Here is a 16,053-nt window from a genome sequence, read left to right as displayed (position 1 = left end):
CGGAGCACGTATTCTTGTTAGCTTAATCCATGAAATGAAACGCAGAAATGCCAAAACTGGTTTAGCTACACTTTGCATTGGCGGCGGCCAAGCTGTTGCTACAATTGTTAAATTGGAGTAATTTGCTCCTTTTTAAAATTAAATGTGCGTATTTATTGAAAACAGGCTGGATTTCCAGTCTGTTTTTTTCTATTTGTCCAACTGCACAACAGTAAGTCCATAGGTCACTAAACGGCCGCTTTCGCTTTTCTATGAAAATGTTATAAGGGGTCCTGACGCATGCCTATCAAGCCAAGAAAACAAGGTCACCCCCAATCTACTTTGTTACAAGAAGGTCTAAAATTTCGTTCTGGAGGTGCTGCAAAATTTTAACTTGATGGGCATGGGGTCTGACCCCATTACTTTGTTTCCTCACGGAGATTACTCTTAAATTCTCGCAAACTTAAATATTATGAGCGTTTTCGATAAGATGCTTTATATTTTGAAGCTGAAAAGCTCCATATATTCTATTTTTGTATGTAAGTTCATTTATAAAAAACTGTTGTAACTGTTCTTTATTCGTAATCCGTTTTACTATGCTGTTTATCCGACCAATCGTGAACCTCTTTTTCATCGTAATTAAAGAATAGCAAGGTGTTTATCCATGTTGTAATATCTTGATTTTGTAAATAATTTGATGGATCACGGCTGTCTGTTTAACCTGGCTCATTGGGTTTTCATAAGTCTGGTAAACCAGTAAAAGGTGCGAAGGTAAGCGCAGATTTGGATATGCAAGTGATGAGTCATAGAGGTATTTCTATGAAAATGCAAGAAACCGGGAATGATGTGTATGTTGGACAAGATAAATTTGAAATGGAAGGGGATTATACTGCTACCATTAAAATAGATTACAACAGAGAAAAATGCAACGGAGAAAAAGATTTTCGATTGTTTACACTGCACAATAGTTTTCGTAAAACCATTAAATGTGGCAGGTTCTAACAATAAATAACAAAAGTAATATTCATCACCCTGATTGCATTTGTTATAATAGTGTCAAGAAGGGGGTGCTTAACATTGGAGAATCCTTCGAGATTGTCTGGTACTTCTGCCACTCATGCAAAGCCTAATATGGAAAAGGCGATACTTTGCATGGGGCAAAACTAAATTAAATTCTTATCGCCTATTTCATCTCTTGGCTTTGCACCTTATTTAATCATTAAAAAATAAGGGGCTGGCAGTCATGAAATATGTAAATGCAAGCAACATTTTACCTGAGAAACTTATTAGAGAAATTCAAAAATATGTACAGGGGGAAACTATTTATATCCCTAAGCCGGAAACGACTTATCGAAAATGGGGTAGCCTTAGCGGTGGAAGAAAGCTCCTTGATCAGCGCAATTCAAATATAAAAAGCGCCTTTAATAGCGGCACAAGTATTCAGGAATTAGCGAATGAATATTTCCTTTCAATAGATACAATCAAAAAAATAGTGTATTCAAAGCACGGATGATTTCTCCGTGCTTTTTTATGTTAAGAACATTTCTAATTTGAATTTTACATTTTCCCAGCCAGAGTTATTATTTAAAATAAATCTAAGGATGGTGAAAGTATGACCGAAAAGTATATTAAGAACGCTGACTATAATTTTATTCTTAAACAGGTGGCCCTGATTAAAGATAGCTACAAAAAGAATGCGGCCCCAAATGTAATTCAGGCCGTAAAGGATATAGCAAACTTAAAAATAATAGAACTCTTTCCAAATGCAACGGATGAGCAAAAGGAAATGTTAGATCTTTCTGCACTTAAAACCGACCAGGAATATAACAAATACATTCAGCAGCTTCATGTCTATTTGCTACTATTTCCGAAGATCTCTGAAGCACAAATGAAAAAGATGTTTCCCAAAAATAAAAAATTAAAACTCCCTGATTTAGACAAAATGAATCTACATCAGCTTACATATTTAAGCTGGGTGGATATCAGCATTAATAAGAAGTTTATTGTGTTTGAATTAGAGGGGAGAATGGTTGGAATTGAATGCAAATATACATTGCTAAATAAGGATAATATCTGTTCCTTCTGTAATCGATTTGGCCAGGTTGCCTATATCTCCACTGTTACAAAAGAAAAAAAGGCTAAAAATCCTGATTACTATAAAGCGATCGGAAACTATATTTGCTTTGATAGCACAGAATGTAACAAGAACATTACCAATGTCGATTATTTAACCACTTTCCTTAAAGAATCGTTGGGAGAAAAAACTGTCCTGTAAGAAATATGGGACAGTTTTTTATTTTCCTTCATTTTTTAGTTTCTCGACAGCAGCTACTTCTGAAACCGCATCGACGAAACCAAGTACCTGAAAGTTATCATTCATTACGTCTGTTGGTGAAGTAGTAATACCTTCTGGAGCTATGATAATCCAATAATTCATTTTCCAACTCAACTCCTTTGAATTTTTATCCGGATCAGCTTTTACGAATTCATATGTATACATACTTGATTAATAAAAAAAGATCTTAAACTAGTAATTTGATCTATTACTAAAATTAAAGGAATATGTATGGTTTTGTTGAATTTAATTAAAATGGTGTTTTAAATTCGGATAGGAGTTGATAAGATTGCTTGATCAATTAGCTCATGTCCTAAGCTTGAGAGGGTTTTTAATTACAAAAATGGATGATCATATTTATTTTAGTAGAGGAAATCATGAAGATGAACTAAGTGAATTAGAAGAGATGTTTAAGAAGGTAAACATAGCTGTCAGAGTGGACGGGAGAAAAATATATTTATTAGATGGCGATATAACTAAAAAAGACCTGGATCAACTCATTTGGTATAGTGTTCAGCAAGAAGCAGGTGGAGGCAATGCATGGAGGAGCTGGGGATATTTCATAACTAGAAATCACGGACCTAAAGTGAATACGTTTATCCTTGAAACAGGTGTTGCATTATTTGTGAAAGCGTTAAGTGCAGCAGGCATCGTCACAATCATGAGCTGTGATGGCCATGGGAAGGGTAGACCATGTATTACTTTTTGTGGTAAACAAAATGCCATCTGGTTTTGTACTCTTTTCAATGAAATTAAGGATAACTTGAAATTAAATTATGAATGGTATTTTCATGACGTTGACGGACTAGACATTCATTTTGTTGCGAAAAGGAGACAAAATGAGTGGAACCTAGAAAAAGTACTTGAAGATACTATGCAGATGGCAGAATACTTTTTAAATGAATCTGAAAATCTATCAAAACTGAAGAAAGATATTTTTGGCAGGAAATACAAAAGCACCCGTAGACTGGTTCATCAAATGGATTATGCACAGATGAATAAATGGATGAGAACGAAATATAAAAACTATATACGGAGCCAAGTGGAGGTGAAAATCCATTGAATTTCTGGAAAGAAGCTGAGTGGTCTGAAATGCTTTTTTCCTATTTAACCGCGGGCTGGTATGATTGGACCGTGTCTGAACATTTATATAAAAACAATACACACTGCTTGTCCGTAACAGCAGGATATTACTCTCATTATATTTTAACAGGTGCGTTGCTGCAGCTCTATTTAGCCGACGAAGAAGGGTATAGAGATACAGACACCGTAAGGGATATTTCTGAGTCACATGCAAAGCTTTGCAATTTTTTACGCGGAAGACTCGAACCCGATCTAAGGAAAAAATTTGTAGAATTTCTCGAAAAGGTTACTGGCCAGCAAACAACTTTCTATGATAAGAAATTGCTTCAAATCGGTGATGCCCTCTATAATGCAAAAAAAGCACGGGAATCTCATACGTACCATGTGCTAGTTGTTCCTCATCAAACTCTAGCAAAAGTAACTAGCAATAGAGGCCAAACGATTAATGTTAGTAAAACGGTAGAGGATATTAATGGATACATATTAGAACTATCCGCTATTATTAATAAATTTGTTTTAGATTTAGTCCTCAAAGTTCTAATGAATCTAGATGAGTCTATTAAACACTACCATTTAAAGCATTTTATTGAGGAAATAGAAGACTATCATTTACTTGTAAAAAAAGAAAACGTAGGACCGGGACCTAGTGAATTATTAAGATCCTTGGAACAAGTGAGATTCGAAATTGAAATGGAGCTTGATGAAAGAAAAGTATTGGATTATCGAAGATTCAAGGAAACGATTTCTTCTTTCGGTGACAAATGGCGTTCATACAATAATTTAAATAGAAACCTTAGCAATTTGGAAGATACCCTTAGCATTTTAAGTAGTGATCAATAAGGTGGTATAAAGATGTACATGTTTATTTATTTACTTTTGGCTATAATTGGCGGGACTTTAATAGGAACACAAGCCGGGATCAATGGTGTGTTGGGAAAAAGGATTGGCGTTATCGAAGGTAGTTTTGTTTCGTTTTTTATCGGAACCATCATTCTCTTATTACTTGCTATTTTTCTAGGTAAAGGAGATTTATTAAAAGTAACAACCGTTCCGAAATGGCAGCTATTAGGTGGAGCACTTGGAGTTGGATATGTAACGATTATGGTCGCCGTAGTACCTAAAATTGGAGTGGCTTCAGCGATTACAGCTGTAATTGTTGGACAGTTATTTATTAGTGTAACACTTGATCACTTTGGGATCTTCATCAAACAACCGATACCAATTGATTGGTACCGCATCACAGGTTTAGTCTTATTAGTCATTTCGTTGTTTTTGATATTTAAGGGGAATAGTAAATGGTTTTGAGTTAGTGAATTAAAGCTCGGTGAAAGAAAAACATTGGAAATAAACCCCTGAATCCAATCGCGGTGATTCAGGGATTATTTATTTTAATTAACTAAATTTACGATATAAAAATCCGCCAGAACCATCCTCTTGGTCTGTTCAAAATTAGACCCTTAGCAAGCCAGGTAACCCTCTGGCACCATAGTAGGAGTCCGCACCGTTGTGATACAGGAAGACGTGCCCGAAGCGACAATCGCAAAAAAGGGCACCGCCGAATTGCTAATTTCATTTTTCATTGTCATGAAGTTTCCTCCTTATTGTAGCGTTTTTTCTTTTGTTATAATAATTCGAAAAAGTACAAAGTTTGACCATCCTGGATTTTTATTGTTCCTATTTTTGAATCCAGTTAACATCTTTATGGCACTATAATATTTATAAATAAGAAATAAACTTATATTTTATTGGGGTGACCATAATTGGAAATTGAAAATACGCAAAAAGTCACATTTAAGTTGGAGAATGGCAAAGGGAAGCTTGAAGTAAAAGGGGAAATGATCGGGGAAAGCAGAATCCCATTTTTTGATGATTTAAAGTTTAAAGGGGTAATTGCTTTACTTAATTCCATCGATAAACAAAACTTTAATGAATCAGAGAATCCTCAACTATTTGATTATTTTATCAGGGAAATAGAAGAGACAATCGATGAGATGAAAAAATATGACCAATTTCAGGGGAAACTTAGCTGATCCAAGTATTTTCATAATCAGCTTAAAATAGTTGGGTTTGTTAAAAGAGAAAATAACCAAAGAAGGAACAATAAATGAATTTGTTTGCGATTGGTTTTGCGGGTTTAATCTTAACCACATCGTTTTTCTGGAGGAGCTGAAGGCTCATAAACAAGGTTTGTACGGGATGGACTGGTATATTACCGTTGGCCAAAACGAGACGAAACTTTATTTAAAACCAAACGAAACCTATAAAGTTGATATTTAGTACTACTTAGGGAAGCAGCTGCAGATTGCTGGCTTCCCCTTTCTATTGGTCATTACTTCCGTCAAATTACGGACAATCGACTTCGTCAATTTTATGACATTAAGTTGCGTAAGTAACAATGAGGCTAAGGAATAAATCTAAGAATCATCGCCATATCTCTTTTTTTGTTACTAGCATCTTATGTCCTATTTCAGTACTGCTTAGAGTGAATTTATTACAATTGTATTTATTCAACAATACTTACAAATAGCTGGATAATGGTTATTTTTTCTGAACGTTGAGGGATATAAAGTTAATTAGGCTTGTATAAAAAAATGCCCCCTTGACTCTCAATTAAAATCGAGAGGATGCGGCGGCTGAGTCCTCAATTTGGTCTTACTCTTGAACTTTAAAAAATTCATTAAAAACCGTTAGGAAAGAGTCTACAATATGTAAATTATCATTTTTCCTCCAAGCTAAGAATAGATCCATTGTCGTTTGGCTATCCTTTAAATCTCTAAATACAACACCTTGTTTTGGATGATCTAAGACTAACGTAGTGACAAGAGCGACCCCTAACTCAGCAGCAACAAGAGTAAGAATTGTAAATATCCCTTCGGCTTCTTGGGATATTTTTGGGGTAAATCCCGCTTGGTGACATATAGAAATGATGCTGTCATGGTAGCCTGGCTCAATATTTCTAGGCGAAATAATGAAAGACTCATTTTTTAAATCTCTAATATCTAGCGGTGATGTTTCGCTCGCTAAAGGGTGAGTCGATGGTATTGCGGCAATAAAAGGAACACGATGAACAATGTGAAAGTTCAATAAATTGTTTTCTATGGGTGGGCATAACATTCCAAAATGAATACGCTTTTCAAGTAACGCCTTGACCTGATCAGTGGTGGACATTTGCTTCAGTATGACTTCTACTTCAGGAAATCTTGAACGATATTGGCGAAGGAATTGCAACTGCTGACTGCTCAATGATCCTGTAAATCCTATTACTAACTGACCAACTTCACCTCGATGTATTTTGGCTGCTTCTATACAAGCTTTTTCAAGCTTTTCAAGAATTTGATAGGTTTGTTCAAGAAAAATCCTTCCGGCATCTGTTAATTCAACATGGTGTTTGGTTCGAAAAAATAATTTTGCTCCAATTTCCCCCTCTAATTGGTTAATTTGCATACTGAGCGGCGGTTGGCTGATGTTTAATCGGGATGCCGCCTTTCCAAAATGTAGTTCTTCAGCAACGGCGACAAAATACCTCAAATGTCTGAGTTCCATGTATATCTCCTTGGCTCTGTTTTTGTAATATTCTTAATATATATTATATATTAAACTTATATTTTTATATATTAGACTGTTATTTCTAGCATTTGTTAAGATATAAATAACAAATTAAGTTTGGCAGATAAAGAAAGGCTTATTTTAGAGGAGTATTATACAAAGAATTATCTGAATATTCCTAATAATTTGCCGATTTTTAAAAAAGTGTCTCATAGAAAATTCATTACGATCTTACGGGAGGTTTTGATATGAACCAGACTCTGTTCACTTTAAACGATTTATTAAAAAATGTATTACCTAATCATGGAGAAAAGATTGCTTTAAATTTTGGAGCTAAAAAAATGACCTACAAAGAATTATACAGGGCAGCTAACAGAGTGGCACATGCATTGACTGAATGTGGTGTAAAGAAGAATACGACAGTAGCTCTGTTAATGTCAAACAGTTTAGAATATGTGATTAGTGAGTTAGGAATTTATTTAGCAGGTGGAACATTAGTACCATTGAACGATATGTTGGGAGAGCAAGAAATACGCTATATTTTAATGGATTCTGAAGCGAATGTCGCAATAGTAGGTGATGCTTTTTTAAATATTATCAACAATATTCATTCAGAATTGCCTTATTTAAGTACAATTGTGGGAGTTACATCAAACAATACAATCCCGGAAAAGTTTACTACCTGGGGATCTTTTCAAATGAATAAACTTGAAAGCGCTTTCGGAGTACCTACTTCTCCCGAAGATATAACAAAAATTCTTTATACGGGAGGTACTACAGGAAATCCAAAAGGGGTAGTGTATAGTCACCAAACTACTTTTTTAACCATCCTATCTATTATTCAAGAGGCGAATATACAGGACGATGAGAAAATATTATTAACGACTCCTTTACCTCACGCTGCAGGTCTCTATTTATTGGCTGGATTGGTAAAAGGAGCAGAGATTTTTATTGAAAATAAATTCGATGTTGAATTGGTGCTTGAGCATATTGAAAAAAATAAAATTACCTTCCTTAGCTTGGTACCTACTACGCTTTATAGAATCATTGATTTCATGGAAGGAAAGGATTTCGATGTTCGTTCCATTCGAACCATTCAATATGGAACTGCACCGATAACCGCTGAGCGGTTAAAGCAAGGATTAGATATTTTTGGGCAGGTTTTTACACAAATATATGGTCTTACAGAAACTCAAAGTGCAGCGACATGGCTCAAAAAGAGTGATCACCGTAATGAGGATGAATATTCAAATTTGTTGTTAAGCTGCGGAAAGTCAACAGCTTTTAGCCGGATTAAAATTGTTGATGAAAATGGCAGTGAGCTTCCTCACGGTGAAGTAGGGGAAATTACTGTTAAATCTCTTACAAATATGATTAGGTATCATAATAAACCTGCTGAAACAGCAAAAACCTTAAAGGATGGATGGCTCTTTACCGGGGATATGGGCATCATGGATGAAAAAGGATACCTTTACTTATTGGACAGAAAAAAAGATATGATTATTAGTGGAGGGATGAATGTTTATTCTACAGAAGTAGAAAACGTTATCCAAAAACATCCCGATGTTCGCCAAGTTTCAGTCATTGGTATTCCAGATCATGATTGGGGTGAAGCGGTTACGGCTTTCATTATTCCTAAAAATAATAATCTTACTGTTGAAAGTTTACAAGATTACTGTAAAAAAGAACTTTCGAAGTATAAAAAGCCGAAAGTAATTCATCTAGTGAATTCTTTACCAATGACACCCTACGGAAAAATAGATAAAAAAGAACTTCGTGCACCATACTGGGAATTATCAACGAGGCAAATTTAAAATTTCAACTGTTTTAATTAAATAACGAGGAGAGAAAATTTATGAAAAATTATGAAACACTTTTGATTGAATGTATAAAGCCAGTTCTCAAAATTTCTTTTAACAGGCCGGATAAAGCAAACGCAATGAATGACCAAATGATGGATGAAATAGATCAAATTATTTCTGCATTGCGTAATAACTCTGAGTATAAATTTGTCATTTTTACGGGAAATGGTCGGGTTTTTTCAGGGGGCGCTGATATGAAGGAGGTGATGTCGAAAATAGAAAGTAATGGAATAAGTCCTTTATGGATTAGAAATGATCAATTAAAAAGACAAGAATTTATGAGGAAATTTGACGCGTTGGATCAAGTTACGATAGCAATGATCAATGGTCCGATGTATGGAGCTGGTTTTGCTCTTGCAATGGTTTGCGACTTTCGTATTATGGCAGAAAGTGCGACAGCTTGCCTGCCTGAGGTTGAACGTGGTTTGTTTTTTTCTGGTGGAGGCACTCCGCGTTTAGTCAATTTAATAGGACCGGCTAAAGCAAAGGAGTTAATCATGACAGGTGACGTAATAAACTCAGAAGAAGCCTTAAGAATTGGACTAGTCAATAAAGCGGTCCCGGATCATGAGTTATCGAATGCGGTTGAAGATTTAATAAGGAAGTTGAACAAGAGTCCGTTTTCTCCTATTAGACTGACTAAGAAAATTGTGAATGCAACTACCTTGTTGTTTGATAATCTTCTTATGTACGAACCTGATTTGCAAGAGCAAGTACTCATGCACGGTGAGGCGCGCGAAGAAATTAATAAATATATTCAAAAATCTATTAAATAGTCAATAGCTTAACAGAGTAACAACCATATTGATTGAATTGTAAGTTACATTGAGAGAAAAATGAATGATTAATACTTGTAGAGTCCTAAAATTAAGGTTAGGTTCATTTATTTTTAGATTAGGTAAATATACAATTTAAGAGGGTTGGTGATTAGATGAATTCAGAAGCTCGTCGTGCATTTATTGCGACAGGTCTTGGTTGGGGTTTGGATGGATTTACTTTTACAATGTTTGCATTGGCATTACCTGCAATATTGGTATCATTTAATATGACAGTCGCTCAAGGGGGGCTGATAACAACAACTAGTATTATTGCCTCTGCATTCGGAGGTATTGTCGGCGGTGTACTTGCGGATCGATATGGTCGTGCTAAGGTGCTAGCTTATATTGTCCTATTATTTTCAGTTTGTACAGCCTTGACTGCAACATCTCAAAATATGTACCAACTTGGATTTTGGCGTATACTCGAAGGCTTTGCTTATGGTGCGGAATGGCCAGTGGGAGCTGCATTGCTTGCTGAATATGCCACTGCAAAACATCGTGGACGTATCATGGGCATTTTACAAAGTGCGTATGCTATCGGGTGGGCAGGTTCTACGTTAACCTTTTATGTAGTATATTCAATGTTTCCAGATGGGACTGCTTGGCGCTTTCTATTTTTAGTTGGTATCTTGCCGGCACTTACAATCTTTTGGATTCGCCGATCCGTCAAAGATCGAGTGGTAATCAAGAAGGCTACAGAATCCAAAAATTCATTTTTGATGTTGTTTCAGGGTTCGACCAAACGGACTACGATTATTGCAACAATTATGGTATTTGGAATGAACGGAATGTACTATTCAGTTTTTGCCTTTTTACCCCTATACCTAAAAACTGTCCAAAACTTAAGTTTAATTGGGACAGCAACATACGTTTGGATTACAATAATAGGGTCCTTTCTAGGATATGTATTCTCAGGTTTTCTACATGATAAACTAGGACGTCGTCCAACCTTTACGATATTTATTCTAGGAGCTGGGGCAACCATTTCATTATTCATATTTCTGCCAATTGAAGGTACAATGATTGCCTATGCGATAGGTTTACTCCTTGGATTTTTCGCTTCGGGTCAGGCAGGTGGGTTAGGTTCATTCTTATCAGAACTCTTTCCGACAAAGATGCGAGCTACAGGTAAAGGTTTTGCATACAATGTTGGCCGCGGGATATCCGCTCTTGGTCCAGCCTTTATCGGGATTGCCGCCAGTTCGCTGGGATTAGGTAACGCAATTCTTGTTATTGGATTGGCATCTTGTTTAATAGCTGTATCCATGGTTTGGTTATTACCAGAGACCTGCGGTAAAGAGATTGTTGAAGAAAGTGAAACTCTTGTTCAAAGTTTATTAAATGAGAATCCTAAATCAACTGTTAATATTTATTAAAACGCTTACATCTGTTGAGGCGTCTGTGAATTGGATAACATCAGTTTTTGTCTAAAAAAGGAGAAGATAAACGATGAACCCTACTATTCAAAATAATGGAATTAATGTTCCAGCATTAAAAGGATTTAAACAAGAGGTTTCAAATAATGCAGAAAGCGGAATGATTGATTACAATGTCAGCCTTGAATGGATTGGCGGTACGAAATCGAAAGTAACGACAACAGGAATTACTCTTGGAGGACAACAGTTGGAACGAAACTTTACTTTTGTAATAGATGAACCTGAACAACTTTTAGGAGAAAACACCAACCCGACACCCCAGGAATATTTATTGGGAGGGATGGGTGCATGCATGGTAGTTGGATATACAGTTGGTGCATCCGTTTTGGGAATCACACTCGAAAAACTAGAAATTGATTTGAAAGCTGGTTTGGATTTAGGAGGATTTCTTGCAGTGAACCCAAATTCGCCTATTGGCTTTAAAGATGTTAAGTATACCATTCGTGTTAAAGGGAATGGTACAAAAGAACAATTTGAACAAATTCATAATACAGTTATCAGTACCTCACCAAACAGAGCTACTATTGCTAACAAAATAAATATCCTTTCTGAATTAATTATTGAGGAATGATACTCCCAAATTACTTTTGTTTAACATATGTAAGGTTCAGTAGAAAAAATTCATGAACCCTTATAAAAATTCTTATTTTTGGATCAGTTTCAGTAACCATAAAACAGTAATTATAAAATAAGAACCTCTCAAAAAACGGATTTCCAAATACTGTTGGAAATCTGTTTTTTATATCAATTTGTATATATTTTTCTGGGAAACTCCACAGGAACTCCACAGGGACGGTTCTCATGGTTTTTAATGAGGTTAGTTCTGACCACAAGAACCGTTCCCATGGTTTATTGGTTTCCTCGACTCCTGTCAGCAGCTGTGCCTTTTTTCCTCTAAAACGAATAAAAAAGCTTAGTATTTCTTTTAATCTTTGTTGGGGCGGAACTGTATGGTTTTCATTCAAATATTCCTCAATATCCTCGAAAAATAGATCAATGCTGTCTTTAATTAAATCCAGACATAGTTCACCTTTGTTTCGATAACGGCGATAGAGTGTTCCCGGACCAATTTGTGCTTCAGATGCAATTTGATTCATACTTACCTGTTCAACACCATATTGCTCAAATAGCCTTTGGGCTGTATTCAATATCAACTGTCGATTCCTGGCAGCATCACGTCGCTCAGTCCGAGTATGGCTTCACTGCGTATACAAATATCCAATGACCCATTGCTCAGTAAAGAAACGCAGTATCAAAAATATAAAAATAAAGGAGAACACATTTCGTTACCCCGTAAATGTGTTCTCCTTTATTTTTCTGCTATTAATCTTAATAAGAACATATAGTTAGGATTTTTCCTTTCAATATATTTTTATATTAAGGTTAATCCGTATATTTAATACCTTTTAAGATCATATTGACTTTTAATTTAGTATCTTGGACGATATTTTTTCGAAATTCCTTTGCCTTTTTGAAGGCATCCGTCATTCCTGATGCTAAAATCTTGATTTCTCTAGTGCCCACCGGTTCTTCTAGTAGAAAAATATACTCTTTCATGCTGTTTCACCTCTCAATTTGTAATTTTAATATAATTATATACGATTTTGTAAGCGATTACCACATTTTTTTGTGAACACTTTCACATATCTCAGCATATTTTGTTTAGGTTAATTAAAATGAAGGTATAGCTGTTTTTGATAGGATTTAGAAAATAATACTTATTAAATGAGGGCCAGCCATTGAATGAATGATTGGCTTTTCGTATTTATATATTAATTTATATAGCTAGATAATTAAGACCTTCGGTTTTTTTTAACCGAGAGGTTCAGATAAAATAGGGGGAAGTCACTATGTCAACTATAACAGGGTTTCTGCCCAGCACATCCGCTTTTAAATTTGGAAACAGCTTTCCACAAGTTCCATTAAAGAAAGTAGTTCTGGGTCGGCGGATTACAATCGGTGATGCTTCGTATGGTCTCTGTGGCGGCATGATTTATACTATCATGGATTACTTTGAAGCAAAAATGCCGATCCCCTCCAATCCGACAGCCCCTTCCGCTGGTCCATTGTTCGAATATATCGTAAATCGGCAGATTGAAAGCTTTCATTTGCCCTTAGGTCTTATGAAATATATGGTACTGATGAATCCTTTTCTCCCGGATCGTGAAACAATAGTTAGTAAAATTGGATTTGCGCCGCACGGAAGGTTGTGGAGAATGATAAAAGTGGAATGGCCAAGGATAAAAAATGATCTTGATAACGGAAAGCTTACACCACTTGGGTTAGTCAGAGTAAAATCCCTTAATCCTTTTCAAATCAGTAAACATCATCAAGTTCTTGCATATGGGTATGACTTGAAGGATAACAATCTATCCATTAACATATATGATCCTAATTATCCGAATGATGATTATGTAACCTTATCATTATATATAGAAAAGCCGGTCTCGACTCCTGTGGTTCATTCAAAATCATCTGAACCGATTTATAGTTTCTTTAGAACGAATTACAAGTTTACAAGGCCGGTAGATTTAAATTAGATTTCAAGCGATTCGTTGTCTCAGGAACGATATTAATCGCAAAATTTTAAGGCCTAGCATAGAAGAGAAATTTTTTGAAAAATTAGCAAATACCTATTATAATAAAACTAACATTTTTAAGACCAAGTCCTAATATATAGTAATAATCTTAACTAAACTGGAGATATACCATGCCAATCAAGACAAAACAAAGGAAACCAAGTATTTCAGCCTATTTTAAGACACTGGGAATCAAGGAATGTAAAAGCAAGCGTGGCTTTTGGAAACACGTTACTGAAGTAGATTCAGTCTTGGCTGAGGATCTTGAACCGCTAATATCCCGAAAAAAGCAGGGGAATCTTTATGTGGTGAAGAATGCTGCACTGCCCTTTAGCTTGGCAGTGGAATCATGGACGAAGTCCTTTCATCAGTCTTTCCTGACCTGGATAAACCGCCAAAACCAACTTAAGCCAAAGCGAATTTTGGAAATCGGATGTGATAATGGATTGTTGGCCTGCTGGTATGCCATTCGTTTTCCGGATGCGGATATAGTTGGGATCGATCAATCGGCAAACGGAATCCGGTGTGCTAAAGAGTTGTCTAAGCAGCTGGATCTTACTAACGTGAGCTTTTATAGAATCGATTTTAACGAATTAAGAGAGCGTTTTTTAATGAACTCATTTGATCTGATTATTTCCGTGCGAACCTTTCATGAAATTATGGGACCTCTTTTCATTCCAAAGTATTGGTCACTGCCAGATTGCTTGAAGGAAAATCCAACGTATGGAGACGGTTTGTATTTGCAAATAGTGGATGAATTGTTAACCGAGGATGGAACCTACCTCTCTTGTGAGCGATTCGAAAACCCTGCAGATGTCGGGAAGTGGGCAAATTCACTGAAACAAGCAAATCTACATGTGCAATGGGATGACTGCGATATCATCGATTATCATGAGTTAGGAACCAAAAAGCGTTCTCCTATCATTGTGGCGACAAAGAGGGAGACAGGGATTACAACCTTAGAAGGTATGGAACACCTTTATACGAAAGATTATCCTTTAGTATTAGAAGCAGGGAAATCTTACAATGGGGCGAAAGCTGAGTTTGCCTACCACCGCTTGGGGGAGAAAACCTTCAAATCAGGCCACTCTCTGGATGTGCCCGGCCACTGGCATGTGTTTCGGTTTGAAATTTGGGAGACGAGCGTTTTTCTGCTTGTCTATAGCTATGGGAATATGGGGCATCGTCATTTGGACATTCTTCCTGCAGGGGCAGACTTAGATGCCCAACTGCTGATAGAGGAGGCAATCGTGCAGTACAGTCACCTCGGACCAATTGTACAGTACGACCACCAGGAAGATTGTCCAAAAAGCTATATTATGTCTACCATGGAGAAATAGCAGCGAAGACTATGGCAAACTCTATTGTATAGTGTTTTAGATTAGTACCTTTAAGAAGTGAAGGGTACTTTTTTACAAGAATCTATCCTTATGATTATGGTTGTTAGAATAATATATTTTTAAAAAATTCGAAATATATTGACAACGGAGGGAAATCACGGTAAATTATGTATTAATAGTAAATATAATATAAGGTTATAAAGTTATAATATTATAAATTAGGTGTGATTTTATGAAAATAGATAAACATAATCATGTTCCTCTCTATCGTCAAGTGGAACTAGTATTAGAAGAAAAAATTAAATCCAAGCAGTGGGATATAGGTTATCAGCTGCCAACTGAACAGGAATTAGCTGATCTGTTTGATGTGAGTACCATTACGGTCAAACGGGCGGTCATTGAATTGGTAAACAAAGGGTATCTTTACCGGCAAAGAGGGAAAGGTACTTTTGTAGCGGGTTCCAAGAATGAACAAGATATTAATGTGTTCTTCTCCAAAACAACAGAGGAAGAGGAACATCCGCATGAATTACTCGGTTTTTCGATTGAAAATGCGGAAAACGAGGTGGCAGAAAAACTAGAATTGCAGCCTGAAGCAAAAATCATTAAGATCAAGCGTTTAAAAATTGAGAATGATGTTCCAGTTGCACTTGAGTCCTCGTATCTGCCCTATGATCAATGTCCTGGCCTGACGCCAAATGATATAAATAATGAACTTATCTACAATATTCTGAGAGATAAGTTTCATATTTTGTTAGGAAGGGCTAGGCTATTAATTAAGCCGTATATTGCTTTAGGTGAAATGGCAGAATGGCTTCAGGTAGAACCAGGTACGCCTGTGTTTGAATGGGAGAGGTTTACGTATACCAAGCAGGGAAAGGTAATTGAATACTCGAAATTTTATGTACGCCATGATCAAGTTACCTATTATACTGAGATTCATTTTTAGATAAGAATAAATGTATAATATTATAACTTAATAGATTATAATATTATATTTTTTTGAAAGCGCTTATCTGAAAATTTAAAAAATTACATCAATGATTACTAAAATAATTTAAAAGGAAAGGGAGGA

The 16,053-nt window shown here is 35.9% G+C and carries 19 protein-coding genes and 1 pseudogene; 15 read left to right on the top strand and 5 right to left on the bottom strand.

Annotated elements, in window-relative coordinates; genetic code table 11:
• The 4 genes from COE25_RS31655 to COE25_RS18765 form a co-directional block, all read left to right on the top strand.
• On the top strand, positions 1-121 hold a 121-nt coding region (locus COE25_RS31655; protein WP_257208894.1), incomplete at its 5' end, for a hypothetical protein.
• Between the two features lie 587 nt (positions 122-708).
• The gene (locus tag COE25_RS18775) at positions 709-981 is read left to right on the top strand and encodes a FixH family protein (RefSeq protein WP_098933699.1); all 273 of its coding nucleotides are present in this window, start codon (positions 709-711) and stop codon (positions 979-981) included.
• A 241-nt stretch (positions 982-1,222) separates the two neighbouring features.
• On the top strand, positions 1,223-1,492 hold the full coding sequence (locus tag COE25_RS18770) for a CD3324 family protein (protein ID WP_098933698.1): 270 nt from the start codon (positions 1,223-1,225) through the stop codon (positions 1,490-1,492).
• Positions 1,493-1,591: 99 nt separating this feature from the next.
• Positions 1,592-2,254 carry a FusB/FusC family EF-G-binding protein gene (locus COE25_RS18765; protein WP_098933697.1) on the top strand — a complete coding sequence of 221 codons (663 nt, stop codon included), beginning with the start codon at positions 1,592-1,594 and terminating at the stop codon, positions 2,252-2,254.
• 18 nt (positions 2,255-2,272) lie between these two features.
• Here the strand turns inward: COE25_RS18765 and COE25_RS30860 are convergent, their stop codons facing one another.
• Positions 2,273-2,416 (bottom strand): hypothetical protein, encoded by a 144-nt coding sequence (locus COE25_RS30860; RefSeq protein WP_180247544.1) that lies wholly within the window; start codon positions 2,414-2,416, stop codon positions 2,273-2,275.
• A gap of 187 nt (positions 2,417-2,603) precedes the next feature.
• On the opposite strand from COE25_RS30860, the gene COE25_RS18760 reads away from it, so the two are divergent.
• Genes COE25_RS18760 through COE25_RS18750 form a run of 3 tightly spaced genes read left to right on the top strand, consistent with a single transcriptional unit; the run spans position 2,604 to position 4,702 of the window.
• Positions 2,604-3,377 (top strand): hypothetical protein, encoded by a 774-nt coding sequence (locus COE25_RS18760; protein ID WP_098933696.1) that lies wholly within the window; start codon positions 2,604-2,606, stop codon positions 3,375-3,377.
• Entirely contained in the window at positions 3,374-4,237 is an 864-nt protein-coding gene (locus COE25_RS18755) for a hypothetical protein (protein ID WP_098933695.1), read from the top strand. The genes COE25_RS18760 and COE25_RS18755 overlap by 4 nt, the downstream gene beginning before the upstream one ends.
• Before the next feature lie 12 nt (positions 4,238-4,249).
• Positions 4,250-4,702, top strand: coding sequence for a DMT family transporter (locus tag COE25_RS18750; RefSeq protein WP_257208878.1), 453 nt, complete (start codon positions 4,250-4,252; stop codon positions 4,700-4,702).
• A 144-nt stretch (positions 4,703-4,846) separates the two neighbouring features.
• On the opposite strand, the pseudogene COE25_RS18745 reads toward COE25_RS18750, so the two are convergent.
• Positions 4,847-4,960 (bottom strand): annotated as a pseudogene (locus tag COE25_RS18745) (DUF4256 domain-containing protein); the annotation flags it as partial.
• Between the two features lie 197 nt (positions 4,961-5,157).
• Here COE25_RS18745 and COE25_RS18735 point away from each other — a divergent pair.
• Positions 5,158-5,427 (top strand): hypothetical protein, encoded by a 270-nt coding sequence (locus COE25_RS18735; RefSeq protein ID WP_098933693.1) that lies wholly within the window; start codon positions 5,158-5,160, stop codon positions 5,425-5,427.
• Between the two features lie 622 nt (positions 5,428-6,049).
• On the opposite strand, the gene COE25_RS18725 is transcribed toward COE25_RS18735, so the two are convergent.
• Positions 6,050-6,940, bottom strand: a complete 891-nt coding sequence (locus tag COE25_RS18725; RefSeq protein WP_098933691.1) for a LysR family transcriptional regulator — start codon at positions 6,938-6,940, stop codon at positions 6,050-6,052.
• Positions 6,941-7,191: 251 nt separating this feature from the next.
• Here COE25_RS18725 and COE25_RS18720 point away from each other — a divergent pair, with 251 nt between their 5' ends.
• From COE25_RS18720 to COE25_RS18705, 4 genes are all read left to right on the top strand, one after another.
• The gene (locus COE25_RS18720; protein ID WP_098933690.1) at positions 7,192-8,757 is read left to right on the top strand and encodes a class I adenylate-forming enzyme family protein; all 1,566 of its coding nucleotides are present in this window, start codon (positions 7,192-7,194) and stop codon (positions 8,755-8,757) included.
• A 41-nt stretch (positions 8,758-8,798) separates the two neighbouring features.
• Positions 8,799-9,581 carry an enoyl-CoA hydratase/isomerase family protein gene (locus COE25_RS18715; protein ID WP_098933689.1) on the top strand — a complete coding sequence of 261 codons (783 nt, stop codon included), beginning with the start codon at positions 8,799-8,801 and terminating at the stop codon, positions 9,579-9,581.
• Between the two features lie 155 nt (positions 9,582-9,736).
• Positions 9,737-10,999, top strand: a complete 1,263-nt coding sequence (locus tag COE25_RS18710) for an MFS transporter (RefSeq protein ID WP_098933688.1) — start codon at positions 9,737-9,739, stop codon at positions 10,997-10,999.
• Positions 11,000-11,072: 73 nt separating this feature from the next.
• Positions 11,073-11,630 carry an OsmC family protein gene (locus COE25_RS18705; protein WP_098933687.1) on the top strand — a complete coding sequence of 186 codons (558 nt, stop codon included), beginning with the start codon at positions 11,073-11,075 and terminating at the stop codon, positions 11,628-11,630.
• Positions 11,631-11,640: 10 nt separating this feature from the next.
• Here the strand turns inward: COE25_RS18705 and COE25_RS18700 are convergent, their stop codons facing one another.
• Entirely contained in the window at positions 11,641-12,213 is a 573-nt protein-coding gene (locus tag COE25_RS18700) for a TetR/AcrR family transcriptional regulator (protein ID WP_098933686.1), read from the bottom strand.
• Between the two features lie 229 nt (positions 12,214-12,442).
• Complete coding sequence (locus COE25_RS30855; protein ID WP_180247543.1) at positions 12,443-12,616, bottom strand: hypothetical protein; 174 nt, start codon at positions 12,614-12,616, stop codon at positions 12,443-12,445.
• A gap of 293 nt (positions 12,617-12,909) precedes the next feature.
• Between COE25_RS30855 and COE25_RS18695 the strand changes: the two genes are divergently transcribed.
• From COE25_RS18695 to COE25_RS18685, 3 genes are all read left to right on the top strand, one after another.
• On the top strand, positions 12,910-13,599 hold the full coding sequence (locus COE25_RS18695) for a hypothetical protein (protein WP_098933685.1): 690 nt from the start codon (positions 12,910-12,912) through the stop codon (positions 13,597-13,599).
• Positions 13,600-13,769: 170 nt separating this feature from the next.
• On the top strand, positions 13,770-14,978 hold the full coding sequence (locus COE25_RS18690) for a class I SAM-dependent methyltransferase (RefSeq protein ID WP_098933684.1): 1,209 nt from the start codon (positions 13,770-13,772) through the stop codon (positions 14,976-14,978).
• A 232-nt stretch (positions 14,979-15,210) separates the two neighbouring features.
• On the top strand, positions 15,211-15,927 hold the full coding sequence (locus COE25_RS18685) for a GntR family transcriptional regulator (protein ID WP_098933683.1): 717 nt from the start codon (positions 15,211-15,213) through the stop codon (positions 15,925-15,927).
• Positions 15,928-16,053: the final 126 nt, after the last annotated feature.

It is taken from the genome of Bacillus sp. AFS031507, assembly GCF_002584635.1.
GTDB lineage: Bacteria > Bacillota > Bacilli > Bacillales > Cytobacillaceae > Neobacillus.
This window is presented reverse-complemented; position numbering and strand designations above follow the sequence as displayed.